This window comes from Streptomyces sp. NPDC059169, assembly GCF_042755225.1.
Taxonomy (GTDB): domain Bacteria; phylum Actinomycetota; class Actinomycetes; order Streptomycetales; family Streptomycetaceae; genus Streptomyces.
This window is the reverse complement of sequence record NZ_JBHZCF010000001.1, coordinates 703282-728848: the sequence shown is the minus strand read 5'-3', so window position 1 is coordinate 728848 and position 25567 is coordinate 703282. Positions and strand designations below refer to the sequence as shown.

Below are 25567 nucleotides of genomic sequence, written 5' to 3'. Positions count from 1 at the left end.
GTGACGGGCGAGGTCCCCGGGGCGTGTGACCTGTGCGCGGTCCGGGGACGGGCCGCCGTCGGAAAGGACCCCACCCCCCTCCTCTCCCCCCCCCCCAACCCCCAAAACAACCAACAACCCCCTCCCCTCCCCCCCCCTCGCCACCCCCGGAACGCCCGGAACCGCGTCGACGGCTCAGCGGTAGTTCACGAACTGGAGCGCGAAGTCGAAGTCCTTGCCCTTGAGGAGCGCGATCACGGTCTGCAGGTCGTCGCGGCTCTTCGAGCTGACCCGCAGCTCGTCGCCCTGGACCTGCGCCTTGACGCCCTTGGGTCCCTCGTCGCGGATGGCCTTCGCGACCTTCTTCGCGTTCTCCTGGGAGATGCCCTCCTGGATGGTCGCGAAGATCTTGTACTCCTTGCCGGAGAGTTGCGGCTCGCCCGCCTCCAACGCCTTCAGCGAGATGCCCCGCTTGATCAGCTTCGACTGGAAGATGTCGAGGACCGCCTTGACCCTCTCCTCGCCGCTCGCCTGCATGAGGATCTTGTCACCGGACCACTCGATCGTGGCGCCGGTGCCCTTGAAGTCGTAGCGCTGGGAGATCTCCTTGGCGGCCTGGTTGAGGGCGTTGTCGACCTCCTGCCGCTCGACCTTCGAGACGATGTCGAAACTGGAGTCGGCCATGTCCTGTGGCTCCTTGAGTGGGGTGGTTAGGGGTACGGCCGGGCTGCCCGGACCGCCACCGCAAAGCCTAGCCACACACCCCGGTCCCCACGCTGATCAATCCGGTGGCGGAGCACCCCCGGGCATCAGGTATCGTTTACGTCGTTGCCGGGGAGCACCGCGGAAAAGCGGCCATCCTGCAGCAACATCCCATGGCGGTGTGCCCGAGTGGCCAATGGGAGCGGACTGTAAATCCGTCGGCTTAGCCTACCCAGGTTCGAATCCTGGCGCCGCCACGCGTAGAGGACCCCCCTCTGAACTGCGGAAACGCAGGTTCGAGGGGGGTTCTGCGTTGGTGGGCGCATGCAGGGGGCCGATGGGCGAAAAGTAGCGGTTTGTCTCACCTTGATCCGGCTGTGTACCGCCGAGAGAGGACAGGGTGCGCGGCGGAAGTACCCGGTTGCATGTCCTGAGCAGGGTGCTCTCACACGCCACGATCGTCCCGCCGTCCAGCTCGCCGACCGACACCGCGGCAGCGGCCACGACCTCTTCGCTTGCTCCTGGGTCGGGCAAGCACCTTGGAGCCGGGGTGCCGTTGCCTCGCGGCCGAGCCGTCGTCCCGTACCCCGGGCCGGTTTCTCATGTGTGCCGGCTCCTTGACGGGCAATCAGGCGAGGGACGGGCCGGCCTGCCGAGCACCCGCCCCGCTCACTGCGGTGTGCGACTCGGTTGGCCGGCGCATCGTGTGGTCGACGCGGGGCGAGTTGTACGAGCGGGGGTCGACCCGTGGCCGTTGAGGCGTGTTGAGCGTGGCGGTGTCCTTGTCGTTGTTCCACACGCACCGGCCGCGCTCGTCACGCCCGTCGCAGCTGCGACTGGTCTTTGAGCACGGTCACCTGGTCCCCGCCGGCGCTGTAGGACACCACCCCGGACCACCGGCGGTCCGGCCCCATCCGCCACTGGGTGAGCAGCCCCGGTACCCAGCTGCCCTCCACGAGCACCTCGCAGGGTTTCGCGTCGGCACTGGGTCGGTAGGCCGGGAAGCACGGGATGCACGCACCGCGGCCGGCCGCCATCGCCACGGAGAGCGGGACCTGCTCCGGAGCGTGGGTGTCACGGCCGGAACGCCGGGCTTTGAGCTGCCCCTCGCGCAGTGCCGCGCAGTCAGCCGCGCGGTGGAACACCGATCCGCCGCCGGTGACGAGGACCCGGGAGGTGAGCCCCCGCGGCACGGGCGCGCACTCCGTGCACTGTCCGACCACCAGTTCGTGTACGCAGCGCTCATCGGGCATGCCTCGATGCTTCCGGCGGGTGGGCCGCCCCACAAGAGTGGATCACGCCGTTGTGGGAGCTCACGGCGCTGCTCCGCGGTCCGGGGGCCGGCTGGTCCCCTTCCCGGGCGGCCCCTGCGCGGGTTCGCCCCGGGCCGTCGGCCGACCTCCGGCGTCGGCCGACCCGCGGCCCCGGATCGGCCTCGCCCCGGGTGTGACGCAGCGCGAATCTCCCTCCGCATCGGCGGGTCCCAACAGGGCACCGAGTCGCCGGGGTGGTCCTGCGGGGCCACCATGGAGGAGCCGGCGCCCCCACGTCCCCGACGGCAGCAACCACGTCGGGAGCGGGGCCTCGAACCGTCCGCAGAGGACCTCCCGGCGGGAGACACCAGTGGTCGACACCGATGTACTGATCGTGGGCGCTGGTCCGGTGGGGTTGACCGCGGCCGCGGAACTGCGGCGGTACGGCGTCGACTGCCGTCTCATCGACAGGCTCCCGGCCCGGCTTCCGTACGCGAAGGCCGTGGGCGTACAGCCCAGGACCCTGGAGATCTGGGACCGGATGGGTCTGGTGAACGTCGCTCTGGAACGTGCCGTACCGATGCGCGGTCAGCTGATCTTCGTCAACGGGACCGAGCAGGCGCGCATCGACCTCAGGCTTCCGCCCGAGGTCCCCTACGGATTCGCCGCCCTGCCCCAGTACGAGACCGAGCGCATCATCGAGGAGCACCTCCTCCGCTTCGGGACCGTGATCGAGCGCGGTACGGAACTGCTGTCGTTCACGCAGGACGACGACGGCGTCCTGAGTCTGATCAGGACGTCCTCGGACGGGGGCCGGCTGGACCGCGACGTGCGCTCCCGCTACCTCATCGGCTGCGACGGAGCGCACAGCACGGTCCGCAAGGCGCTCGGCCTCAGTTTCGAGGGCGGTGCGTTCGCCGACGAGTACATGCTCGCGGACGTGGAGGTCGACTGGGGCTTGCCCCGCGGTTACGGCGTGCGGGCCACGCACAGGACCGATGGAAAGGTCGATGACCTGCTGGTCTGCATCCCCCTCCCGGGGCGCTGCCGCTACCGCATGTCCATGTTGGTCCCGCCCGAGCTCTCCACGACGGGCTCCCGGGGCGACGGGCGCGACGAGGTCGCCCACGGTCTCGAGGGTGGCCGCGCTCCGGGACTGGAGCACGTCCAGGCGGTCCTCGACCGGCTCTCGCCGCAGCCCACCACAGCCTCGGCCATGCGCTGGTCCTCCGTCTTCCGGATCAGCCACCGCCTGGTGAACCGCTACGGGGGCGGCCGGGCGTTCGTCGCGGGAGACGCCGCGCACATCCATCCGCCGACGGGCGCCCAGGGAATGAACACCGGGATCCAGGACGCCTACAACCTCGCCTGGAAGCTGGCCCTCACCCTCACGGGTGATGCTCACCCCCGGTTGCTCGACAGCTACGACGCCGAGCGCAGACCGGTCGGTGAGGAGGTGGTGGGACGTACCGTCCGGCACGCCACCGAAGGCGTCCAGGCGGACCCGGCCGATCCGGTCGTGCTCATGCTGCGGGAGGCGCAGTTGCTCGTCGGGTACCCCGACAGTCCCGTGGTGGGTCCGGGCTCCGCCGCACGCGTCGGCCCCGGTCCCGGTGAGCGGGCCCCGGACTGTGGTGGCTTGACCGGCACGATCGCCACGTTCCCTTCGCGCCTGTACGACGTGCTCCGGGGCCGCGGGCACGTGCTGTTGCTCTACGCGGACGCGGACGGGCAGGTCGCAGGCTTCGACGAGCCGGCTGTCGTGGCCCGGAACCTGACGCGCGGACAGGTGGAGGCCTGTGCGGTCCTCGCCCCCGATGTCGGCGACGCCGGGGAGACGCAGCTTCCGGTCTACCGGGACGGCCGCGGAGAGTTCCGGCGTGCGTACGCGGCTGTGGGGCCCACGGCCTTCCTCGTGCGCCCGGACGGTTACCTCGGGACGCGCCTCACACCCGCGACGGCCGACGGGCTGTCCGCGCACCTCCGTCGGGTGTTCCTTACCTGACCTGAACCCATCGCCTGCACGCTGTGACCCCGGCACGGGCGTCCGAGTTCGGCCGGCCGGGCGGCTCCTGCCCGCCCCTGCCACGGCGGCCCGCCGTCCGGGGCAGCCTGCCCGGTGGTGTTGCCGGGCGTTCAGGGCTCGTCCCGCACCGGTGGAGGAGGAGCCCTCAGCCGTGGGGCGACAGCGGCGTGCGGGGGGTGCTGTGCGCTGCGTCACGCATCACCAGGGAAAGGAAAAAGGGGAGGTTAAATCGGACAAATACGCCCCATGTGGGCTAATCAGTAGGGCCCGTTCACGTTGTCGATCGACCCGTAACGGTGCTTCGCGTAATTGCATGCGGCCACGATGTTGGCAATCGGATCATAAATGTCCCATGAGGTGTCATCTACGTGGTATGTCCGAAATGTAGGGTCAATGACCTGCATGAGTCCCTTGGAGGGAATTCCCGCTTTCGCGTTGGAATCCCACAGGTTGATGGCGAAGGGGTCGCCGCTCGACTCGCGCATGAGGTTGCGGTGGATCCCGTTGTAGCTGCCGGGGATCCCCTTCGCCTTCATGACCAGCAGTGAGTGCTTGATCCAGCCGTCAATCCGGTGTGCGCTCGCGGGAGTTGCCGATGCCGGGGTGGGGAGGACCGCAGTGCTCGCGCCGAGCAGCACCGCGGCGGCGGCGAGGCCACCGGTGCCGTACTTGAAGGCCTTGGAGGCTGCTCGCTTGGGGAGAACGGAAAGCCGCATGGCGCCGCCCTTTCGCGTATTTCTGTGGATGGTGATCCCGTAGAAGGCGGTTTTGATGAGTAATGACATTTCCGCCGGGGGTTTCTCAGGATCCGAGTGGAGGGCGTTCACGGCAAGGGGCAATTCTGTGATTGCTGCCACAAGGGGTGGGAATTGAGGGGAAAGCGGGACGTCAGCATGACTGCACGGCCGAACCGGGCCTGGCTCGCACGTGAGTCCAGAAAGTCGGAATTTTATTGATTTGGTGGACCTGTCCTCGAAGGGTCGGGAGGGCTGGGAGAGGGTTCGGTGGGACCCTCGGGAAGGCCCTTGAGGCTGTTGGTGCGGCGGGCGGGCGGCCAGATGCGCCGTGCGGTTCGGCTGGGCGCGCGGCCCCGGGTGCGGTGCCCTGTGTATGGGGGTCCGCCGCGGTGCAGGGCGATCCGAGCGGCGCAGATGACGCCGCAGCGGGGTGCGGGTGCACGGTGACGGCCGATGCGCAGGGGGGGTGGGTGTCTCGGTGGCGCTGTACACCGGCCGTACGCCTGGAACGTCCGGCTTCACGAGCCGCCCGAGGCCATCGCACGATGTGGAGACGGCAAGGTCAACAAGGGGCGTCGGTCGGAATTCTCGATCGCCGCGACGCCCTTATGTGTGCACGTGCTTCATTCGCGCAGTCCTGTGCGGGCGAGCAATTCCTCTTCTTATTCCCTGTGTTGACGCCGGGGATTTCCCGCCCTTGCCTGCCGCGCACAAATCCCCTTCCCGCCTTGGGGCATGGCAGGGCCGGAGTGCTCTCCGCACTGTCGGCCGCGCCCGTGCTGTGGCCCGGGAAACCAGTGGCCCGGGGAAGCCTCCGCAGTCAACTGCCGTCCGTCCGGCGGCCTTCCGTCCCGGTGCCCTCCGTCCGGCGGCCTCCTGGTGAGGAGCGCACCGGTCCCGACGGTCGCACCGGTCCCGGTCGTGTCGACGCCCCCAGCGGTCGACGCGCCTGGACGAGACTCCCGTCCTCGAAGCCCATGCCCTCGGCGGCCCGTTGCCGGGGTCGCCCGGAGTGCCTCCGGGACGTCGACGGGCGAGCGCCCAGGGAGGCCAAGCGGCCCGAGCTGCCGAAGCGGCCCAGATGGCCCCATCGGCTCAGTCGGCCAACCGGAAGGCCAGCTCCATCTCCCACTTGGACATGTCGGGCTCGACCCGCGGGTCCGTGAGGTACGACTCAAGCCGGCAGCCCCAGCGCTCCACTCCGCCCGGCTCGGTGATCAGGTCCCAGGCCAGCCCTCTTGCCGCCGCCCATTCGCGCAGCCGCCCGATGTTGTCGAGCAGTCCGTGCGGGTGTCCGGCGTGGACCAGGGTCGCGTAGCGGCCCGCGGGGATGGTGCCGACGACGATGTCGCCCTCCGGCTCGGGAGGGGCGCTGACGGGGACGCCTGCCTCGACCAGCGTGTCACCGCCCGTGTCGATGGCGTAGAAACGGAAGAACGGGGCTCCGACCGGGGCGGCGTCGTAGGACAGTAGCCATCCGAAGACCTCCGGGAACCGGTCGGCGACGAGGCCGAACCGGTCCATCCGCACGGACCTCCTGACGCCCACGTAGGTCTGTTCGGGGCGTTGCACGACGGTGGGTTGGTGCTCCACGTGTTCGCCGTGTCCCTTCATGGTGCCAAGGCCCCTTCCGGTGGACGGAATTCATCGCGCACGCCTGCGCCGGACGTCAGTTGCCCGCGACGTCCTTCACCGCGACCATGACCGGCACCGAGCCGCTGATGAGTTCCAGGACCAGTCCCGCGGTCGCGGACGTCTCGGTGAGTTCGGCGACGACCGCGGCCACGTCGTCCCGCGGTACCAGGCCCGGACCCGTCTCCGCCTCCAGCCGCACCAGCCCCGTCCCGGCGTCGTTCGTCAGCCTCCCGGGCTTCAGGATCGTCCAGTCGAGACCGCTCTTGGCCTGTACGTAGGCATCCGCCTCGCCCTTCGCGCGCAGGTACACGTCGAAGACGTCGTCGCCCTTGCGCGCGGGGTCGGCGCCCATGGCGGAGATGACGACGTGCCGGCGCACCCCCGCACGTTCGGCCGCGTCCGCGAACGCCATCGCCGCCCTTCTGTCCACGGTGTCCTTGCGGGCCGGACCGCTACCGGGGCCGGCTCCGGCGGCGAACACCGCCGCGTCCGCTCCCTGCAGCACCGCGGCCACCTGCTCCACCGAGGCCGACTCCAGGTCCAGCAGCACCGGCTCCGCACCGGCGGATCTCAGGTCGGCGCCCTGCTCCGATTTACGGATGATGCCCACCGGCTCGTGGCCGCCCGCCGAGAGCAACCGCTCCAGCCGCAGCGCGATCTGACCGTGTCCTCCAGCGATGACAATGCGCATGCTCACGACCGTACGCCGGTCCACTGCGGCCCGCGCGCGAGGCCCCGGACTGCGTGCGAGGGCCCGATCACGGGCGGGGGTCCGGCCGCCCCTGGCGCGGCAGTTCGAGCGCCACGGCCGCCGCCGAGTCGCAGTACTCGCGCACTGCGCTGGTGCGGGCCACCACGCGCCCCCGGTGCACGACGATGCGGCTGTACGCGAGGGACAGCACTCCGCTGAGCTGCTCACCGCGCAACGCGAGCAACTCGGCCGGGAAGCCCGCCTCCACCCGCACCTCGGAGAGCCCCATCACCTCCCGGGCCGCCGAGCTGACCGCGTCGTACGCCTCGGAAGCCGACAGCCCGCCCTGTGAGGTCAGGAGGAAGGCCGCCTCCAGCGGATCGCCGCGCCCCACCGGGTTGGCGACGTCGCGCATCGCCCCACTGCCGGCGGCCACCCGCACACCGGCCTGCCGCAGCAGGCGCACCGGCGCGACGCCGCGCAGTCCCGCCCCCGCGCAGCCGCCCTGCGGCAGGCAGACCACCGTCACTCCGGCCGCGGCGAGCTGGTCCGCAGTCCGGGACGCGACCTGGGCGGGCAGCCGGGCCAGCCCGGTGCAGGGGCCGACCGAAACTCCGGGCCGCAGCCCGCCCGCCATCGTGGCCAGGCGTGCCAGCCGGGCGGGGTCGTCGCCGTCGGTGTGCAGGTCCACGGGGCATCCGTGCTCGGCGGCGATCTCGAGCACGGCCTCCGTGTAGCCGGCGGGGTCGGGGTCCAGGTCCGGACTGCCGCCCACCGAAGCGCCCATCTTCGCGGCGTCCCGCAGCATGGCCAGTCCGTCCGCCCCGGCAACTCCGGTGAGCAGTCGGGGGGCTGCGACGGTGTTCAGCTCGGCCAGTCCGCGCAGCGACCGGCGTGCCTGCATGACCGCCTCCAGTGGGCCCAGCCCCTGCACGTCGCCGATCCGTACGTGGGAGCGCAGCGCGGTCGCGCCGTGCCCGAGCTGCAGCAGGGCGGCTTCGGTGGCGCGCCGCTGGACGTCCTCGGAGGCGTACGACACGGGTGATCCGGCGGTGAGTGCAGTGAGGGCGGTGTCGCTGTGGGCGTGGGGTTCGGCGGGGGCGGGGAGCAGGAGGTAGCCGCTGAGGTCCACCCGGGCGGAGTGGCCCTTCGGGGTCGCGCTGAGACTGCCTGCGGTGCCGACGGCCTCGATGCGTCCACCGCTGAGCCGGACGTCGACCGTGCGGCCGTCGGTGAGGCGCGCCCCGCACAGGAGCAACGCGGTGGTGTCTGCAGTGGCGCCGTCGGGCGGCTGCGCCTGGCTGTCGGGCATCGCGCTCCTGAGGGGCGGGGTGGGACGGCCTGCGACGGGGCGGGGGAGGCCGGCCGGCGGACGATCAAGATCACCCGGCGGGGCCGAGCCTAGGGGTGCCCTGAGCGTGCATCGAGGAGGCGGGCAGCAGCCGTGCCGGGGTGACCACGAGTGGCCTACGGGGCGGAGGCGGCGCACCGCCCGAGGCCGGTGTCACCACGGCGGTTAACGGATTTGGGCGATCGGCGACCGACCGTGTAATGTCTTCATCGCTCGCCCCAATAGCTCAGTCGGCAGAGCGTCTCCATGGTAAGGAGAAGGTCTACGGTTCGATTCCGTATTGGGGCTCTGATGCTGGGTGATCCTCGCCTTCGGGCGGGGGGATCCTGCATCGAAGCGGTGTAGCTCAGTCGGTAGAGCAAGCGGCTCATAATCGCTGTGTCACCGGTTCAAGTCCGGTCACCGCTACACACAGTAGCCGATTGTGGGGTCGGTCCTCCGATCGGCTACTCTTTTATGCGCCCCCGCTGCCAATTGGCACCGGCGGCGCCCCTGATCCGTCCATCCGTCCGTCAAGGAGCACTCACGTGGCTGCCACCGACGTCCGCCCGAAGATCACGCTGGCCTGCGTGGAGTGCAAGGAGCGGAACTACATCACCAAGAAGAACCGGCGCAACAACCCGGACCGTCTTGAGATGAAGAAGCACTGCCCGCGCTGCAACGCGCACACCGCGCACCGCGAGACGCGCTGAATCAGGCTCGAATGCGAGGCCGTCCCCACGAGGGGGCGGCCTCGTGTCGTTGTACCGGTGTTCTGCCAAGAATTCAGGAGGTAGCGCGTCCATGGCGCTCGACCAGTCCTTCGTCGGGCGGAGCTATCCGCCCACCCCGCCGTATGAGGTCGGCAGGGAAAAGATCCGCGAGTTCGCCGAAGCCGTGGGCGACGCGAATCCCGCGTACACCGATCCCGACGTCGCGAAGCAGCTCGGCCACTCCGATGTGATCGCGCCGCCGACTTTTGTGTTCGCCATCACGTTCAAGGCGGCGGGCGAGGTCATCGCCGACCCGCAACTGGGTCTGGACTACAGCCGAGTGGTGCACGGTGATCAGAAGTTCGCCTACCGGCGTCCGGTGCGGGCGGGCGACCGGCTCACGGTCACCTCGACCATCGAAGCGGTCAAGTCGATGGCCGGCAACGACATCCTCGACATCCGCGGTGAGGTGCACGACGAGGCCGGCGAGCTCGTGGTGACCGCGTGGACCAAGCTCGTGGCGCGCGGCGCCGAGGAGGCGTGATGGCAGCGAAGATCGCTTACGCGGACGTGGAGGTCGGCACGGAACTCCCCGCGCGGAGCTTCCCGGTGACCCGGGCCACGCTGGTGCAGTACGCGGGGGCCTCCGGCGACTTCAACCCGATCCACTGGAACGAGAAGTTCGCCAAGGAGGTCGGGCTGCCGGACGTCATCGCGCACGGCATGTTCACCATGGCCGAGGCGGCGCGCGTGGTGACGGACTGGGTGGGGGACCCGGGGGCGGTCGTCGAGTACGGGGTCCGCTTCACCAAGCCGGTGGTCGTGCCCAACGACGACAGCGGAGCCGTCATCGAGGTCAGCGGCAAGGTCGCCGCGAAACTGGACGACCACCAGGTGCGGGTGGACCTGACTGCGACGTCGGCGGGTCAGAAGGTGCTCGGCATGTCGCGGGCGGTCGTCCGGCTCGCCTGACGCACCTGCGCACGCCTGACGCATCCGGCTCGGCGTGCGGCCGGCCGGCGCCTTCGGGGTCGAGGGGCCGTGCCGTGCGGGCTGCCGAGCCGCTCGGGCGGGCTGGCAGGAGGCGGGGGAGCGACCTGTGGTCGCAGCCTCCGCCTTCGCGTTTCCGGCCCGTCCTGCTGGGTCGATCAGCGCGGCGCAAACCGTACAAGAGGGCGCGCGCACTGCTTGACCAAGTTAGTTATTGAGCACTAACTTTCTCTCCATGGTGCGGATGAGTGCAGAAGACCGGCGCGAGAGCGTCGTCCGTGCGGCGATGTCCGAGTTCGCCCACGGTGGCTACAGCGGTACGTCCACCGAGGCGATCGCCAAGCGGGTGGGCGTCTCGCAGCCGTACCTCTTCCGGCTCTTCCCGGGGAAGAGGGCCATCTTCCTCTCCGCGGTGGAGCGTTGCATGGCGGAGATGTGTCAGGTCTTCGAGGAGGCGAGCCGGGGGTTGGAGGGCGAGGAGGCCCTGCACGCCATGGCGGCGGCCTACACCCGGATCATCGACGAGCAGCCCGAGCGGCTGATGATGCAGATGCAGACCTACGTGGCCGTGGCCGCCGCCGAAGCGGCGGGGGACCACGAGTTCGGCGAGACCGTACGCGCCGCGTGGATGAGGCTGTGGGAGACGGTCCACCTCTCGCTCGGCGCGGACGTCGACGAAACCACGGTGTTCATGGCGTACGGCATGCTCATCAACACGCTCGTCTCGATGGGGTTCCCGGCGGGGCATCGGGTCTGGGAGGGGTTCTACACGTCCGCGCAGCGCCCGGCCCCGTAGTAGGGCGTAACCGTTCACGCTCCGGGTGGCGGGTTTTCCGCGCCCAGAGAAGTTAGTCAGCAATAACTAACCATCAGGGGGAAGGTCATGAACCAGCAAACGGCCCGTGCGGGCGGCTCCGCCGTCTGGGCCCTCGTCATCACCAGCGTCGCCAGCTTCATGGCGGCCCTCGACAACCTCGTCGTCACCACCGCCCTGCCCTCCATCCGGGCGGACCTCGGCGGCGCGCTCGAGGACCTGGAGTGGACCGTCAACGCGTACACGCTGACCTTCGCCGTGCTGCTGATGTTCGGGGCGGCGCTCGGGGACCGCTTCGGACGGCGCAGGCTCTTCATCGGAGGGCTGACGGTCTTCACGGCCGCCTCCGCCGCGGCAGCGCTCTCGCCCGGCATCAACGAGTTGATCGCCGCGCGCGCGGTGCAGGGCGTCGGCGCCGCGGTCATGATGCCGCTGACCCTCACCCTCCTCACCGCCGCCGTGCCCGCTGCCCGCCGCGGCACGGCCCTGGGCATCTTCGGTGCCGTCACGGGCCTGGCCGTCGCCAGCGGCCCGCTCATCGGCGGCACACTCACCGAACACCTGTCCTGGCAGTGGATCTTCTGGCTGAACGTGCCCGTCGGGGTGGCCCTGCTACCGCTCGCCAGGCTGCGGCTGGCCGAGTCCCGCGGTCCCGGTGCGCGGCTGGACGTCCTCGGCACGGTCCTGGTCAGCACGGGGCTCTTCGGGATCGTGTACGCCCTGGTCAGCACCCCTTCGCACGGCTGGACCAGCGGGCGCGTCCTGACCGGGCTGATCGTGGGCGGCCTGCTGACCGGGGCCTTCGTCCTGCACGGCAGCAAGGGCAGGCACCCCATGCTCCCCATGCGGCTCTTCCGCGACGGGGGGTTCTTCGGGATCAACATCGCCAGCCTGTTGATGTTCCTGGGTATGTTCGGCTCGATCTTCCTGCTGAGTCAGTTCCTCCAGTCGATCGTCGGCTACTCGCCCACCGAGGCCGGGCTGCGGATGCTGCCGTGGACCGGCATGCCGATGATCGTCGCGCCGATCGCGGGCTACCTCTCCGACCGGGTCGGCGGGCGGCCGGTCGTCGTGACGGGCCTCGCCCTGCAGGCCGTGGGCCTCGGGTACTTCGCCCTGGTCCTCGACCCCGACGTCTCGTACGCGGCCCAGCTGCCGGCCCTGATCATCAGCGGAATCGGCATGGCGATGTACTTCGCCCCCGCGGCCAGCCTCGTCATGTCCAGCGTGAAGCCCTCCGAGCAGGGCATCGCCTCCGGCGCGAACAACGCCCTGCGTGAGGTCGGCGGATCCCTCGGTGTGGCGATCCTCTCCTCCGTCTTCTCCGCCCAGGGCGGCTTCGAGTCCGCCGAGGCGTTCACCGACGGAACGGTCCCGGCGCTGTGGATCGGTGCGGCAGCGGTCGGGGTGGCTGCGGCGGTGGCCCTCCTCGTACCGCGCCGCAGGGCCGCGGCACCCGAAGGTGCCGCCGCGCTCTCGGAAGCCCCGGCCGCCGCTGAGGGACGCGAGCGGATCCCGGTCTGAACGGGGTCCCGGCAGGAACGTGCAGTCTCCGGCGCCCACCGGACCCGGGCCGACCCGACCGGGAGCCCGACGAAGGAGGCGCCGGCAACGCGCCGGCAGAGGACGCACCGGGGAAACGTCGCGGTCCACGGATACGTCGCAGCCCGCGGAAACCCGACGTACCGGAGGCGGACGCACCGGCCCGGGCCGCACGCGGCCCGGGCCCGCCCCTTCCGGAAGGCGCCCGGTGCTTACCCGACGCTCCTCCCGGGCGGGCTCGGGCCGTCAAGGCCCCGGACCGTACCCTTGTGCCCGTGCAGGAACTCCATGACGCCCCCCTCGCCCCCCTGACCACCTTCCGCCTCGGCGGACCTGCCGCCCGCCTGGTGACCGCCACCGGCGACGACGAGGTCGTCGCCGCCGTGCGGGAGGCGGACGCCACCGGGACGCCGCTGCTCGTCATCGGCGGCGGCAGCAACCTGGTGATCGGGGACAAGGGCTTCGACGGCACCGCCCTGAAGATCGCCACCACCGGATTCGTGCTCGACGGCACGAGGTTGGAACTGGCCGCGGGCGAGGTCTGGGACGACGCCGTGGCCCGAACCGTGGAGGCGGGCCTCGCCGGGCTGGAATGCATGTCCGGTGTTCCCGGTTCGGCGGGTGCCACCCCGATCCAGAACGTCGGGGCGTACGGGCAGGAGGTCTCCTCCACGATCACCGAGGTCGTGGCGTACGACCGCCGCGACGGCGAGACGGTCACGCTGCCGAACGCCGCGTGCGGCTTCTCCTACCGGCACAGCCGCTTCAAGGCCGACCCGGACCGCTACGTCGTCCTGCGCGTCCGGTTCGAACTGGAGGACGCGGGAGGCCTCTCCGCACCGATCAGATACCCGGAGACCGCCCGTGCCCTCGGCGTCGAGGCGGAGGACCGAGTGCCCGCGCAGGTCGCGCGCGAGGCGGTCCTGAAGCTGAGGGCGGGCAAGGGCATGGTCCTGGACGCAGAGGACCACGACACCTGGTCGGCCGGATCGTTCTTCACCAACCCGATCCTCACGGCGGCGGAGTACGAGAGCTTCGTCACCCGGGTGCGCGACCGGCTCGGCGACCGGGCCGTCCCGCCCGCCTATCCCGCGGGCGACGGTCGGACCAAGACCTCGGCCGCCTGGCTGATCGACAAGGCGGGATTCACGAAGGGGTACGGCAGCGGCCCGGCCCGGATCTCCACCAAGCACACGCTCGCGCTCACCAACCGTGGCGGAGCCACCACCGAGGACCTGCTGGCGCTCGCCCGCGAGGTCGTGGCCGGGGTCCACGAGGCATTCGGGGTCACCCTCGTCAATGAGCCGGTGACGGTGGGCGTCAGCCTCTGAGGAGCCCGGCACGGGCGGGCCGTCCCGTCCCTGCCCGCGTTCGGGGCGACCCGGAGGCCGACACCTCAGGCGAGGGGCAGCGGGTCGAGGACCGCCGTCGAAGCGCGCGGCGCGGGGCCTCGACGTGGTGAACCCCGGGGCCCTTGCGCACCCCGCCGTTCCGCCCGGCCACCGCCGCGGCGGCACCGGGACACCGCCCGGCACGCGCCTCCCGCCGCTTCAGGCCACCGGACCGGCCAGCCAGTCGTCGATGCCCGACAGCAGCTTCCCCCTGACGTCCTCCGGGGCCGCGGAGGCCCGCACCGACTGGCGTGCCAGCTCCGCGAGCTCGGCGTCCGTGAAGCCGTGGTGGCGCCGGGCGATCTCGTACTGGGCTGCCAGCCGGGAGCCGAACAGGAGCGGGTCGTCCGCGCCCAGCGCCATCGGGACGCCTGCGTTCCACAGCGTCCGCAACGGGACGTCCTCGGGCTTCTCGTAGACACCGAGTGCCACGTTGGACGCCGGGCACACCTCGCACGTCACCCCGCGGTCGGCGAGCTTGCGCAAAAGCCGGGGGTCTTCTGCCGCCCGTACTCCGTGGCCGATCCGGGAGGCGTCCAGATCGTCCAGGCAATCCCGCACCGACGACGGCCCGGTCAGTTCGCCGCCGTGCGGGGCCGCGAGCAGACCGCCCTCGCGGGCGATGGCGAAGGCCCGGTCGAAGTCGCGCGCCATACCGCGCCGCTCGTCGTTGGAGAGCCCGAAGCCGACGACTCCCCGGTGCGCGTACCGGACGGCCAGCCGGGCCAGGGTGCGGGCGTCCAGCGGGTGCTTCATGCGGTTGGCGGCGACCACTACGCGCATCCCGAGCCCGGTCCGGCGGGCCGCGTCGTCCACCGCGTCCAGGATGATCTCCAGCGCAGGGATCAGACCGCCCAGCAGTGGGGCGTACGACGTCGGGTCCACCTGGATCTCGAGCCAGCTCGATCCGTCCCGCACGTCTTCCTCGGCCGTCTCCCGCACCAGTCGCTGGATGTCCTCCGGCGCACGCAGGCACGAGCGGGCGATGTCGTACAGCCGTTGGAAGCGGAACCACCCTCGCTCGTCCGTCGCCCGGAGCTTCGGCGGTTCGCCGCCGGTGAGCGCGTCGGGGAGGTGGACGCCGTACTTGTCGGCGAGATCGAGGAGCGTGGCGGGCCGCATCGATCCGGTGAAGTGCAGGTGCAGATGGGCCTTGGGGAGCAAGGCCAGGTCTCGGACGTCCGCTGCGTTCGGGGGGCGTCCCCCTGATGGGTGGGGCATTTCAGGATCCTGCCGCACGCCCCGCCCGTACGGCACCCCCTTTCCCCGATCGGGTCCTTGCCCGAACGCGGGAACGGGCCCCGGCTCCGGAGCCGGGGCCCGTTCCCGCGAACGAGAAGCGGAACCTAGTCGCGCGCCTCGGCGAGCAGCTTCTGCATCCGCGAGACGCCCTCCACCAGGTCCTCGTCGCCCAGCGCGTACGACAGCCGCAGGTAGCCCGGTGTGCCGAAGGCCTCGCCGGGGACGACGGCGACCTCGGCCTCGTCCAGGATGAGCGCGGCGAGCTCCACGGACGTCTGCGGCCGCTTCCCGCGGATCTCCTTGCCGAGCAGGCCCTTCACCGACGGGTAGGCGTAGAAGGCGCCCTCGGGCTCGGGGCAGACCACCCCGTCGATCTCGTTGAGCATCCGCACGATGGTCTGGCGGCGGCGGTCGAACGCCTCACGCATCGCCGCGACCGCGTCCAGGTCGCCGGAGACCGCGGCGAGCGCCGCGACCTGCGCCACGTTGGACACGTTGGACGTGGCGTGCGACTGCAGGTTGGTCGCGGCCTTGACGACGTCCTTCGGGCCGACGATCCAGCCCACGCGCCAGCCGGTCATCGCGTACGTCTTCGCCACGCCGTTCACGACGATGCACTTCTCGCGGAGCTCGGGCACCAGCTTGGGGATCGAGGAGAACGCCGTGCCGCCGTAGACGAGGTGCTCGTAGATCTCGTCCGTCAGCACCCACAGGCCGTGTTCCAGCGCCCAGCGGCCGATCGCCTCGGTGTCGGCCTCGCTGTAGACCGCACCGGTCGGGTTGGACGGGGAGACGAAGAGGACCACCTTGGTCTTCTCCGTGCGGGCCGCCTCCAATTGCTCCACCGACACGCGGTAGCCGGTGGTCTCGTCGGCGACGACCTCCACCGGGACGCCGCCCGCGAGCCGGATCGACTCGGGGTACGTCGTCCAGTACGGCGCGGGGACGATGACCTCGTCGCCCGGGTCGAGGATCGCCGCGAAGGCCTCGTAGATCGCCTGCTTGCCGCCGTTGGTCACCAGCACCTGGGCGGGGTCGACCTCGTAGCCGGAGTCGCGCAGGGTCTTCTCGGCGATGGCCTTCTTCAGCTCGGGCAGGCCGCCGGCCGGCGTGTAGCGGTGGTACTTGGGGTTCTTGCAGGCCTCGATCGCCGCTTCGACGATGTAGTCGGGGGTCGGGAAGTCGGGCTCGCCGGCGCCGAAGCCGATCACCGGACGGCCGGCCGCCTTGAGGGCTTTGGCCTTGGCGTCGACGGCGAGGGTCGCGGACTCGGAGATCGCGCCGATGCGGGCGGAGACCCGGCGCTCGGTCGGAGGAGTTGCAGCGCTCATGGGGCCATGGTCCCAGACCCCGCCTGGGCGGGGCACACTCGTTTCGCGTCGCGGACGGGGTCTTCACGCCACCCGGACACGGTCCGTACAGAAGCCGGCACCACCCGGAGAGAACGCGGACAGGAACCGTCTCGGAGCTATCTGTTCGACGCACGGCTCCTGACCACGTACACTCACTCGTCGTTGGCCCTCACCGACCACCTCTACCGATGGGGTAGGTTTGGGGGGAACCACAAAGGGTCGTAGCTCAATTGGTAGAGCACTGGTCTCCAAAACCAGCGGTTGGGGGTTCAAGTCCCTCCGGCCCTGCTACACACTCCATCGCCAGGATGTGTGCGCATGTACGTACTTCGATGCATCGCCGTGCGGCTCGACCGGGCGCGGCACGGCCACGACCCGGAATCAGGTGAGAGACGTGACGGACGCCGTGGGCTCCATCGACATGCCTGATGCCGAGGACGAGGCGCCCGAGTCCCGCAAGAAGGCCCGGAAGGGCGGCAAGCGCGGAAAGAAGGGCCCGTTCGGCCGTCTCGCGCTCTTCTACCGCCAGATCGTCGCCGAGCTGCGCAAAGTCGTCTGGCCCACGCGCAGCCAGTTGACGACGTACACCACGGTGGTGATCGTCTTCGTTGTCATCATGATCGGCCTGGTGACCGTGATTGACTTTGGCTTCCAGCAAGCAGTCAAGTACGTCTTCGGCTGATCCTGCGGAGGGTGCCTTCACCGGCGCCCCTTTCGCCACGTTCCACCCCCTCTGTAATCCAGGAAGAAGCAGCCACCGTGTCTGACCCGAACCTGAACGACGCCGTTGAGCCGCGCGTAGGCGCAGCGGAGTCCGCTGAGGACGAGCTCGACATCGTCGAGGCGGCCGACGAGGACCAGGCGGAAGCTGCTGACGCCGCTGCGGGCGAGCCGGCCGAGGAAGCAGCGATGCACGTCGAGGGCGAGGCCGTCGCCGAGGTCGCCGAGGACGAGGAAGCCGCCGAGGAGGTCGTCGAGGCGGAGCCCGAGGCTCCCGCCGACCCGATCGCGGCCCTCCGTGACGAGCTGCGCGGCCTGCCCGGCGAGTGGTACGTGATCCACACGTATGCGGGCTACGAGAAGCGCGTGAAGGCCAACCTGGAGCAGCGTGCCGTCTCGCTGAACGTCGAGGACTTCATCTACCAGGCCGAGGTGCCCGAGGAAGAGATCGTCCAGATCAAGAACGGTGAGCGCAAGAACGTCCGGCAGAACAAGCTGCCCGGGTACGTGCTCGTCCGCATGGACCTGACGAACGAGTCCTGGGGCGTCGTCCGCAACACGCCCGGTGTCACCGGCTTCGTCGGCAACGCCTACGACCCGTATCCGCTGACCCTCGACGAGATCGTCAAGATGCTCGCTCCGGAGGCCGAGGAGAAGGCCGCCCGCGAGGCAGCCGAGGCCGAGGGCAAGCCTGCTCCGGCCCGCAAGGTCGAGGTCCAGGTGCTGGACTTCGAGGTCGGCGACTCCGTCACGGTGACCGACGGTCCGTTCGCCACCCTGCAGGCCACGATCAACGAGATCAACGCCGACTCGAAGAAGGTCAAGGGCCTCGTCGAGATCTTCGGTCGTGAGACCCCGGTCGAGCTGAGCTTCGACCAGATCCAGAAGAACTGAGCACCATCCGGAAGAGCCCCCGACCGCGGTCCACCGCCGGTCGGGGGCTCTTCCGCGTGTGGGCCCGCACGGGAGTCCGCACACGTCGGCCCCCGGACGGCCGCTCAGCCCGGGCTCGAGGGGAACCACAGGGCCTGTCCCGCCCGTCGGGACGGGCGGTGGGGCACGCGGAGACGGGGCGAGCACGCACGGAGGGACCGGTCGGGGGACCCTGGTGGGTACGGCCTCCGGGCTGCTCCCTCAGGGCACGGAACGCCCCGACGCCTCCCGGCCGGCGGGCGGACGGTGGACCGGCTGACGGAAACCCGGGGGCGCCGGTCCCGTCCCGCGTGGCAGGCTGGGGTTACCACGTTCCGTGGACCCGCACGCACCGGGGACCGCGAGCGGCCGGATCGGCCCTCGAACGCGTTCCGGGCGGTTCTGACCTGCTCGGTTTTTGGCCGCGCAGCCCGACCCGCTATCGTTGTGCGGTATGCCTCCATCCGGATGATCGGGTGGAAGGCGGAAACTCTCACTAGGACCCGGAGAGAGCACATGCCTCCCAAGAAGAAGAAGGTCACGGGGCTCATCAAGCTCCAGATCCAGGCCGGCGCCGCCAACCCGGCTCCGCCGGTCGGCCCCGCGCTGGGTCAGCACGGCGTCAACATCATGGAGTTCTGCAAGGCCTACAACGCCGCGACCGAGTCGCAGCGTGGCATGGTCGTGCCGGTGGAGATCACGGTCTACGAGGACCGTTCCTTCACCTTCATCACCAAGACTCCGCCGGCCGCCAAGCTGATCCTCAAGGCCGCGGGTGTGGAGTCGGGCTCCGGCGAGCCGCACAAGACCAAGGTCGCCAAGCTGACGCGCGACCAGGTCCGTGAGATCGCCTCGGTCAAGATGCCCGACCTGAACGCCAACGACCTGGAAGCCGCCGAGAAGATCATCGCCGGCACCGCCCGCTCCATGGGCATCACGGTCGAGGGCTGACAGCCCCGTAAGACCTCTGTGGTAGGGCCGGCGCTGGCCCGCACCACAACTCCACACCTGCCGTGCGGCGGAGCCGTACGGTGTCACTCCCACAGGAGAAGAAGTGAAGCGCAGCAAGGCTCTCCGCACCGCGGACGCCAAGGTCGACCGGGAGCGCAACTACGCCCCGCTCGAGGCCGTCCGTATTGCGAAGGACACCGCCACCACCAAGTTCGACGGCACCGTCGAGGTCGCCTTCCGCCTGGGCGTTGACCCACGCAAGGCCGACCAGATGGTCCGCGGCACCGTGAACCTCCCGCACGGTACCGGCAAGACCGCCCGGGTCCTGGTCTTCGCGACCGGTGACCGTGCTGCGGCCGCGGAAGCCGCTGGCGCCGACATCGTCGGCTCCGACGAACTGATCGACGAGGTCGCGAAGGGCCGTCTGGACTTCGACGCCGTCGTCGCCACCCCGGACCTCATGGGCAAGGTCGGCCGCCTCGGCCGCGTGCTCGGTCCCCGTGGTCTGATGCCGAACCCGAAGACCGGCACCGTGACCATGGACGTCACCAAGGCCGTCACCGACATCAAGGGCGGCAAGATCGAGTTCCGTGTCGACAAGCACGCGAACCTGCACTTCATCATCGGCAAGGTCTCCTTCGACGAGACCAAGCTGGTGGAGAACTACGCCGCGGCGCTGGAGGAGATCCTCCGTCTGAAGCCGTCCGCCGCGAAGGGCCGCTACATCAAGAAGGCGACCCTGACCACCACCATGGGTCCGGGCATCCCGCTGGACGCCAACCGCACCCGGAACCTCCTCGTCGAGGAGGACCCGGCAGCGGTCTGAGCCTGACGGCTCTCTTTCGTAAACCGGCCCCCGCACCTCTGACGAGGCGCGGGGGCCGGTTTATTCGTACGGCTGTGTCAGCACCCCGAGAGGGCACGCTGACCTTGGAGCAGATGGTCGACGCCGACAAGTCCTTCGACGCGCTCTTCCGAGGAGGAGCGCGAGCGCCTCGTCGCCAACGCCAAGAAGAGCGGTATCGAGGGGTCCACGCCGAGGCCTGGGCCAACGGGGACAACTACCCGGTGAAGGTGGTCGTCGGCATGAAGATGCCTCAGGACACCGTGCACATCACCGCCCACCACTCCGACAACGACGCCAAGGCCACCGTCGAGGCGCCGCCTGCCGAGGACACCTTCGACGTCTTCACGATGCTCGAGCAGCTCGGCAAGGGCTCGGTGAAGCCCGTCCAGGCCTGAGTCGTCCGGACGGATTTGCCTGTTGCCGACCGACTCCCGTACTCTTCCACGGAAGCCAAAGACCGCTGGTCGTTGCCGTGCCCCGTACGGGGTGCGGTGGCCGAAGGATCCGCTAGCTGCGGACGACCCGCGCAGGTGACTGTGGAAGAGAGCTCCCGGAATTTTCGGTCGAGCTTCACGCCCCGTGCGCCTGCGCCGGGGCGTTTCGTTTTGCCCAGCCCCTTCCGAGCGGTCCTCATCACCCGGAAGGAGGCCGACGCTCTATGGCAAGGCCCGACAAGGCTGCCGCGGTAGCCGAGCTCGCGGACCAGTTCCGCAGCTCGAACGCCGCTGTGCTGACCGAGTACCGGGGTCTCACCGTGGCCCAGCTCAAGCAGCTGCGCCGTTCCCTCGGTGAGAACGCCCAGTACGCCGTGGTGAAGAACACGCTGACCAAGATTGCGGCCAACGAGGCCGGGATCACTTCGCTCGACGACCAGTTCGCTGGTCCGACGGCGGTCGCCTTCATCACCGGTGACCCGGTGGAGTCGGCGAAGGGTCTTCGTGACTTCGCCAAGGACAACCCGAACCTCATCATCAAGGGCGGTGTCCTTGACGGCAAGGCGCTGTCCGCCGATGAGATCAAGAAGCTTGCGGACCTCGAGTCCCGCGAGGTTCTGCTCGCCAAGCTGGCGGGCGCCATGAAGGGCAAGCAGTCCCAGGCTGCCGCGCTCTTCCAGGCGCTCCCGTCGAAGCTCGTCCGCACCGTGGACGCGCTGCGTGCCAAGCAGGCCGAGCAGGGCGGTGCCGAGTAATTCGGCTCGCGCATTGAGCTGCGCCGCCTAGTGCGCGGCTCGTAGCGGGCCGTAACGCCCGCCGTTATGTACATCCCGGCACCAGCCGAATTAGTGGAAGGATCGCCCATCATGGCGAAGCTGTCTCAGGAAGACCTGCTCGCGCAGTTCGAGGAGATGACCCTCATCGAGCTCTCCGAGTTCGTGAAGGCGTTCGAGGACAAGTTCGACGTCACCGCTGCCGCCCCGGTCGCCGTTGCCGGTGCCGCCGTTCCGGGTGCCCCGGTCGAGGCTGCTGAGGAGAAGGACGAGTTCGACGTCATCCTCACCGGCGCCGGCGACAAGAAGATCCAGGTCATCAAGGTCGTGCGTGAGCTGACCTCCCTGGGCCTGAAGGAGGCCAAGGACCTCGTCGACGGCACCCCGAAGCCGGTCCTCGAGAAGGTCAACAAGGAGGCCGCTGACAAGGCCGCCGAGTCCCTCAAGGCTGCCGGTGCGGCCGTCGAGGTCAAGTGACCTCGCGAGTCTTCTGACTCCCGCGCTGTAACGCGCGCACACTGAAGGGCGATCACCCATGCGGGTGGTCGCCCTTCGGCGTCTCATGACGCGGCCGGGTGGTTGTGTTGCACTGTCCGCTGCGGAGAGTAGGGTGATCTTCGCCGTGCGCCAGGTGACGATCCCAGTAGCCAGGATTGGGCTGGGGGGCCTTGACGAACCGCACGCAGCGCGCAATTCTCAGGACGGGTCGTCACAACGGTCCAGGTTCGAGGCATGGATCGACGGCCGAACGGGCAGTATCGGTGTGCGCCTCCAGCGCACGGCATACGGCGGAGTTGAGAACAACGAGGGTCCTGAAAAACCCGCCCTGGACATCAGTGGGCCAAGTGGCTACACTGACCCTTTGCGCTGCCTGTTAGCTGCCCCCTGCCCGTCACCAGGGGCATACCCTCGCACGAGCATCGACGGCCGAAATAGCCCTGACCTGGGATTTCTGTCTCTGTGCCCGGCTTGGGACCGGTACGCGCGTAGTGAGTCCGAGCCCTCGGAAGGACCCCCTCTTGGCCGCCTCGCGCAACGCCTCGACCGCGAATACGAACAACGGTGCCAGCACCGCCCCGCTGCGCATCTCCTTTGCAAAGATCAAAGAGCCCCTCGAGGTTCCGAACCTCCTTGCGCTGCAGACCGAGAGCTTCGACTGGCTGCTCGGCAACGCGGCCTGGAAGGCTCGTGTCGAGGCGGCTCTGGAGAACGGACAGGACGTCCCCACCAAGTCCGGTCTGGAGGAGATCTTCGAGGAGATCTCCCCGATCGAGGACTTCTCCGGGTCGATGTCGCTGACCTTCCGCGATCACCGCTTCGAGCCCCCGAAGAACTCGATCGACGAGTGCAAGGAGCGCGACTTCACGTACGCCGCTCCGCTCTTCGTCACGGCCGAGTTCACCAACAACGAGACCGGTGAGATCAAGTCCCAGACGGTCTTCATGGGCGACTTCCCGCTCATGACCAACAAGGGCACCTTCGTCATCAACGGCACCGAGCGTGTCGTGGTGTCGCAGCTGGTCCGCTCGCCGGGTGTCTACTTCGACTCCTCCATCGACAAGACGTCCGACAAGGACATCTTCTCCGCCAAGATCATCCCTTCCCGGGGTGCCTGGCTGGAGATGGAGATCGACAAGCGCGACATGGTCGGCGTTCGCATCGACCGCAAGCGCAAGCAGTCCGTCACCGTCCTCCTGAAGGCGCTCGGCTGGACCACCGAGCAGATCCTGGAGGAGTTCGGCGAGTACGAGTCCATGCGCGCCACCCTGGAGAAGGACCACACCCAGGGCCAGGACGACGCGCTGCTGGACATCTACCGCAAGCTGCGCCCGGGCGAGCCCCCGACGCGTGAGGCCGCGCAGACCCTTCTCGAGAACCTCTACTTCAACCCGAAGCGCTACGACCTCGCCAAGGTCGGCCGCTACAAGGTCAACAAGAAGCTCGGCGCGGACGAGCCGCTGGACGCCGGCGTGCTCACCACCGACGATGTCATCGCGACCATCAAGTACCTGGTCAAGCTGCACGCCGGTGAGATCGAGACGGTCGGCGAGAGCGGTACGCAGATCGTCGTCGAGACCGACGACATCGACCACTTCGGCAACCGCCGTCTGCGGAACGTCGGCGAGCTCATCCAGAACCAGGTCCGTACGGGTCTGGCGCGTATGGAGCGCGTCGTGCGCGAGCGCATGACGACCCAGGACGTCGAAGCGATCACGCCGCAGACACTGATCAACATCCGGCCGGTCGTCGCCTCCATCAAGGAGTTCTTCGGCACCAGCCAGCTGTCCCAGTTCATGGACCAGAACAACCCGCTGTCGGGCCTGACCCACAAGCGCCGCCTGTCGGCGCTGGGCCCCGGCGGTCTGTCCCGTGAGCGGGCGGGCTTCGAGGTCCGCGACGTGCACCCGTCCCACTACGGACGCATGTGCCCGATCGAGACCCCCGAAGGCCCGAACATCGGTCTGATCGGTTCACTCGCCTCGTACGGCCGCGTCAACGCGTTCGGCTTCGTCGAGACGCCGTACCGCAAGGTCGTCGACGGCCAGGTCACCGACGAGGTGGACTACCTGACCGCCGACGAGGAGGACCGCTTCGTCATCGCGCAGGCCAACGCCGCGCTCAATGACGACCTGCGCTTCTCCGAGGCCCGGGTGCTCGTCCGCCGCCGCGGCGGCGAGGTCGACTACGTGTCGCCCTCGGACGTGGACTACATGGACGTCTCGCCGCGCCAGATGGTGTCGGTCGCGACCGCCATGATCCCGTTCCTCGAGCACGACGACGCCAACCGTGCCCTCATGGGCGCGAACATGATGCGCCAGGCCGTTCCGCTCATCAAGGCGGAGGCCCCGCTCGTCGGTACCGGCATGGAATACCGCTGTGCCACCGACGCCGGCGACGTCATCAAGGCGGAGAAGGACGGTGTGATCCAGGAGGTTTCGGCCGACTACGTCACCGTCGCCAACGACGACGGCACGTACACCACGTACCGCATCGCCAAGTTCTCCCGCTCCAACCAGGGCACCTCGGTCAACCAGAAGGTCGTCGTCTCCGAGGGCGACCGGGTCATCGAGGGCCAGGTCCTCGCCGACGGCCCGGCCACCGAGAACGGCGAGATGGCGCTCGGCAAGAACCTGCTCGTCGCGTTCATGCCGTGGGAGGGCCACAACTACGAGGACGCGATCATCCTGTCGCAGCGCCTCGTTCAGGACGACGTCCTCTCCTCGATCCACATCGAGGAGCACGAGGTCGACGCCCGTGACACCAAGTTGGGCCCCGAGGAGATCACCCGGGACATCCCGAACGTCTCCGAGGAGGTCCTCGCCGACCTCGACGAGCGCGGCATCATCCGCATCGGTGCCGAGGTCGTCGCCGGCGACATCCTGGTCGGCAAGGTCACCCCGAAGGGTGAGACCGAGCTGACCCCGGAGGAGCGCCTGCTCCGCGCGATCTTCGGTGAGAAGGCCCGTGAGGTCCGTGACACGTCGCTGAAGGTGCCGCACGGCGAGACCGGCAAGGTCATCGGCGTCCGCGTCTTCGACCGCGAGGAGGGCGACGAGCTTCCCCCCGGTGTGAACCAGCTGGTGCGCGTCTACGTCGCGCAGAAGCGCAAGATCACCGACGGTGACAAGCTCGCCGGCCGCCACGGCAACAAGGGTGTCATCTCCAAGATCCTGCCGATCGAGGACATGCCGTTCCTGGAGGACGGCACCCCGGTCGACATCATCCTCAACCCGCTGGGTGTCCCGTCCCGCATGAACCCGGGACAGGTCCTGGAGATCCACCTCGGCTGGCTCGCCAGCCGCGGTTGGGACGTGTCCGGTCTCGCCGACGAGTGGGCCCAGCGCCTGCAGGCCATCGGCGCGGACCAGGTCGCACCGGGCACCAACGTCGCGACCCCGGTCTTCGACGGTGCTCGCGAGGACGAGCTCGCGGGTCTGCTCCAGCACACCATCCCGAACCGCGACGGCGAGCGCATGGTGCTCCCGTCCGGCAAGGCCCGGCTGTTCGACGGCCGCTCCGGCGAGCCGTTCCCGGACCCGATCTCGGTCGGGTACATGTACATCCTCAAGCTGCACCACCTGGTCGACGACAAGCTGCACGCCCGGTCGACCGGTCCGTACTCGATGATCACCCAGCAGCCGCTGGGTGGTAAGGCTCAGTTCGGTGGCCAGCGGTTCGGCGAGATGGAGGTGTGGGCGCTGGAGGCGTACGGCGCCGCATACGCCCTCCAGGAGCTGCTGACCATCAAGTCCGACGACGTCACCGGCCGCGTGAAGGTCTACGAGGCCATCGTCAAGGGCGAGAACATCCCCGAGCCCGGCATCCCCGAGTCCTTCAAGGTGCTCATCAAGGAGATGCAGTCCCTGTGCCTCAACGTGGAGGTGCTGTCCTCGGACGGCATGTCCATCGAGATGCGCGACACCGACGAGGACGTCTTCCGCGCCGCGGAGGAGCTCGGCATCGACCTGTCCCGGCGCGAGCCGAGCAGCGTCGAAGAGGTCTGACGGGCCTGGCCGGGGCCCCACAAGGAGC

23 protein-coding genes and 4 tRNA genes are annotated in these 25567 nt (G+C 69.4%); 19 read left to right on the top strand and 8 right to left on the bottom strand.

The genetic code is table 11. The features are described from left to right. Positions 1-174 precede the first annotated feature (174 nt). Complete coding sequence (locus tag ACFXOM_RS03270) at positions 175-663, bottom strand: YajQ family cyclic di-GMP-binding protein (RefSeq protein WP_384935124.1); 489 nt, start codon at positions 661-663, stop codon at positions 175-177. Positions 664-856: 193 nt separating this feature from the next. On the opposite strand from ACFXOM_RS03270, the gene ACFXOM_RS03265 reads away from it, so the two are divergent. After that, positions 857-938, top strand: a tRNA-Tyr gene (locus ACFXOM_RS03265). 558 nt (positions 939-1496) lie between these two features. On the opposite strand, the gene ACFXOM_RS03260 is transcribed toward ACFXOM_RS03265, so the two are convergent. Further along, positions 1497-1934 carry a hypothetical protein gene (locus ACFXOM_RS03260; RefSeq protein WP_384935173.1) on the bottom strand — a complete coding sequence of 146 codons (438 nt, stop codon included), beginning with the start codon at positions 1932-1934 and terminating at the stop codon, positions 1497-1499. 370 nt (positions 1935-2304) lie between these two features. On the opposite strand from ACFXOM_RS03260, the gene ACFXOM_RS03255 reads away from it, so the two are divergent. Continuing rightward, positions 2305-3939, top strand: coding sequence for an FAD-dependent monooxygenase (locus ACFXOM_RS03255; protein WP_384935175.1), 1635 nt, complete (start codon positions 2305-2307; stop codon positions 3937-3939). Positions 3940-4217: 278 nt separating this feature from the next. On the opposite strand, the gene ACFXOM_RS03250 is transcribed toward ACFXOM_RS03255, so the two are convergent. The 4 genes from ACFXOM_RS03250 to ACFXOM_RS03235 form a co-directional block, all read right to left on the bottom strand. Next, positions 4218-4676 carry a transglycosylase SLT domain-containing protein gene (locus ACFXOM_RS03250; protein ID WP_384935412.1) on the bottom strand — a complete coding sequence of 153 codons (459 nt, stop codon included), beginning with the start codon at positions 4674-4676 and terminating at the stop codon, positions 4218-4220. A 1116-nt stretch (positions 4677-5792) separates the two neighbouring features. Further along, positions 5793-6311: a GyrI-like domain-containing protein gene (locus tag ACFXOM_RS03245; protein WP_385036814.1), complete on the bottom strand. Its 519-nt coding sequence runs from the start codon at positions 6309-6311 to the stop codon at positions 5793-5795. 55 nt (positions 6312-6366) lie between these two features. Then, positions 6367-7023: an NAD(P)H-binding protein gene (locus tag ACFXOM_RS03240; RefSeq protein WP_384935181.1), complete on the bottom strand. Its 657-nt coding sequence runs from the start codon at positions 7021-7023 to the stop codon at positions 6367-6369. A 67-nt stretch (positions 7024-7090) separates the two neighbouring features. Beyond that, positions 7091-8335 (bottom strand): amidohydrolase family protein, encoded by a 1245-nt coding sequence (locus tag ACFXOM_RS03235; protein WP_384935183.1) that lies wholly within the window; start codon positions 8333-8335, stop codon positions 7091-7093. Positions 8336-8589: 254 nt separating this feature from the next. Between ACFXOM_RS03235 and ACFXOM_RS03230 the strand changes: the two genes are divergently transcribed. The 8 genes from ACFXOM_RS03230 (at position 8590) to ACFXOM_RS03195 (ending at position 13743) form a co-directional block, all read left to right on the top strand. Beyond that, positions 8590-8662: transfer RNA gene (locus tag ACFXOM_RS03230), tRNA-Thr, on the top strand. Positions 8663-8709: 47 nt separating this feature from the next. Next, positions 8710-8782, top strand: a tRNA-Met gene (locus tag ACFXOM_RS03225). A gap of 119 nt (positions 8783-8901) precedes the next feature. Then, complete coding sequence (rpmG, locus tag ACFXOM_RS03220; RefSeq protein ID WP_003948671.1) at positions 8902-9066, top strand: 50S ribosomal protein L33; 165 nt, start codon at positions 8902-8904, stop codon at positions 9064-9066. A 91-nt stretch (positions 9067-9157) separates the two neighbouring features. Next, positions 9158-9610, top strand: coding sequence for a MaoC family dehydratase N-terminal domain-containing protein (locus ACFXOM_RS03215; protein ID WP_384935186.1), 453 nt, complete (start codon positions 9158-9160; stop codon positions 9608-9610). Beyond that, positions 9610-10038 (top strand): MaoC family dehydratase, encoded by a 429-nt coding sequence (locus ACFXOM_RS03210; protein WP_384935189.1) that lies wholly within the window; start codon positions 9610-9612, stop codon positions 10036-10038. The genes ACFXOM_RS03215 and ACFXOM_RS03210 overlap by 1 nt, the downstream gene beginning before the upstream one ends. A 253-nt stretch (positions 10039-10291) precedes the next feature. Next, complete coding sequence (locus ACFXOM_RS03205) at positions 10292-10852, top strand: TetR/AcrR family transcriptional regulator (protein ID WP_384935192.1); 561 nt, start codon at positions 10292-10294, stop codon at positions 10850-10852. 87 nt (positions 10853-10939) lie between these two features. Continuing rightward, positions 10940-12394: a DHA2 family efflux MFS transporter permease subunit gene (locus tag ACFXOM_RS03200; RefSeq protein WP_385036811.1), complete on the top strand. Its 1455-nt coding sequence runs from the start codon at positions 10940-10942 to the stop codon at positions 12392-12394. A gap of 293 nt (positions 12395-12687) precedes the next feature. Beyond that, positions 12688-13743, top strand: a complete 1056-nt coding sequence (locus tag ACFXOM_RS03195; RefSeq protein ID WP_384935198.1) for a UDP-N-acetylmuramate dehydrogenase — start codon at positions 12688-12690, stop codon at positions 13741-13743. Between the two features lie 219 nt (positions 13744-13962). On the opposite strand, the gene ACFXOM_RS03190 is transcribed toward ACFXOM_RS03195, so the two are convergent. Both ACFXOM_RS03190 and ACFXOM_RS03185 read right to left on the bottom strand, forming a co-directional pair. Continuing rightward, complete coding sequence (locus tag ACFXOM_RS03190) at positions 13963-15024, bottom strand: adenosine deaminase (RefSeq protein WP_384935200.1); 1062 nt, start codon at positions 15022-15024, stop codon at positions 13963-13965. 125 nt (positions 15025-15149) lie between these two features. Further along, positions 15150-16376 carry a pyridoxal phosphate-dependent aminotransferase gene (locus ACFXOM_RS03185; protein WP_384935203.1) on the bottom strand — a complete coding sequence of 409 codons (1227 nt, stop codon included), beginning with the start codon at positions 16374-16376 and terminating at the stop codon, positions 15150-15152. A gap of 236 nt (positions 16377-16612) precedes the next feature. Between ACFXOM_RS03185 and ACFXOM_RS03180 the strand changes: the two genes are divergently transcribed. The 9 genes from ACFXOM_RS03180 to rpoB all read left to right on the top strand — a co-directional run bounded on the left by ACFXOM_RS03180 (position 16613) and on the right by rpoB (position 25539). After that, a tRNA-Trp gene (locus ACFXOM_RS03180) sits at positions 16613-16685 on the top strand. 106 nt (positions 16686-16791) lie between these two features. After that, entirely contained in the window at positions 16792-17079 is a 288-nt protein-coding gene (gene secE, locus ACFXOM_RS03175) for a preprotein translocase subunit SecE (RefSeq protein ID WP_384935206.1), read from the top strand. A gap of 77 nt (positions 17080-17156) precedes the next feature. Further along, positions 17157-18011 carry a transcription termination/antitermination protein NusG gene (gene nusG, locus ACFXOM_RS03170; RefSeq protein WP_384935209.1) on the top strand — a complete coding sequence of 285 codons (855 nt, stop codon included), beginning with the start codon at positions 17157-17159 and terminating at the stop codon, positions 18009-18011. Positions 18012-18545: 534 nt separating this feature from the next. Further along, a complete protein-coding gene (gene rplK, locus ACFXOM_RS03165; protein WP_384935212.1) occupies positions 18546-18980 on the top strand; it encodes a 50S ribosomal protein L11 in 435 nt (144 codons plus the stop codon). A 103-nt stretch (positions 18981-19083) separates the two neighbouring features. Further along, positions 19084-19806: a 50S ribosomal protein L1 gene (gene rplA, locus ACFXOM_RS03160; protein ID WP_384935215.1), complete on the top strand. Its 723-nt coding sequence runs from the start codon at positions 19084-19086 to the stop codon at positions 19804-19806. A gap of 74 nt (positions 19807-19880) precedes the next feature. Further along, entirely contained in the window at positions 19881-20222 is a 342-nt protein-coding gene (locus tag ACFXOM_RS03155) for a hypothetical protein (protein ID WP_384935217.1), read from the top strand. Between the two features lie 263 nt (positions 20223-20485). Beyond that, on the top strand, positions 20486-21016 hold the full coding sequence (gene rplJ, locus ACFXOM_RS03150) for a 50S ribosomal protein L10 (RefSeq protein WP_384935220.1): 531 nt from the start codon (positions 20486-20488) through the stop codon (positions 21014-21016). Positions 21017-21127: 111 nt separating this feature from the next. Next, positions 21128-21511: a 50S ribosomal protein L7/L12 gene (gene rplL / locus ACFXOM_RS03145; RefSeq protein WP_384935223.1), complete on the top strand. Its 384-nt coding sequence runs from the start codon at positions 21128-21130 to the stop codon at positions 21509-21511. A gap of 542 nt (positions 21512-22053) precedes the next feature. Further along, positions 22054-25539 carry a DNA-directed RNA polymerase subunit beta gene (gene rpoB, locus ACFXOM_RS03140; RefSeq protein WP_384935225.1) on the top strand — a complete coding sequence of 1162 codons (3486 nt, stop codon included), beginning with the start codon at positions 22054-22056 and terminating at the stop codon, positions 25537-25539. Positions 25540-25567: the final 28 nt, after the last annotated feature.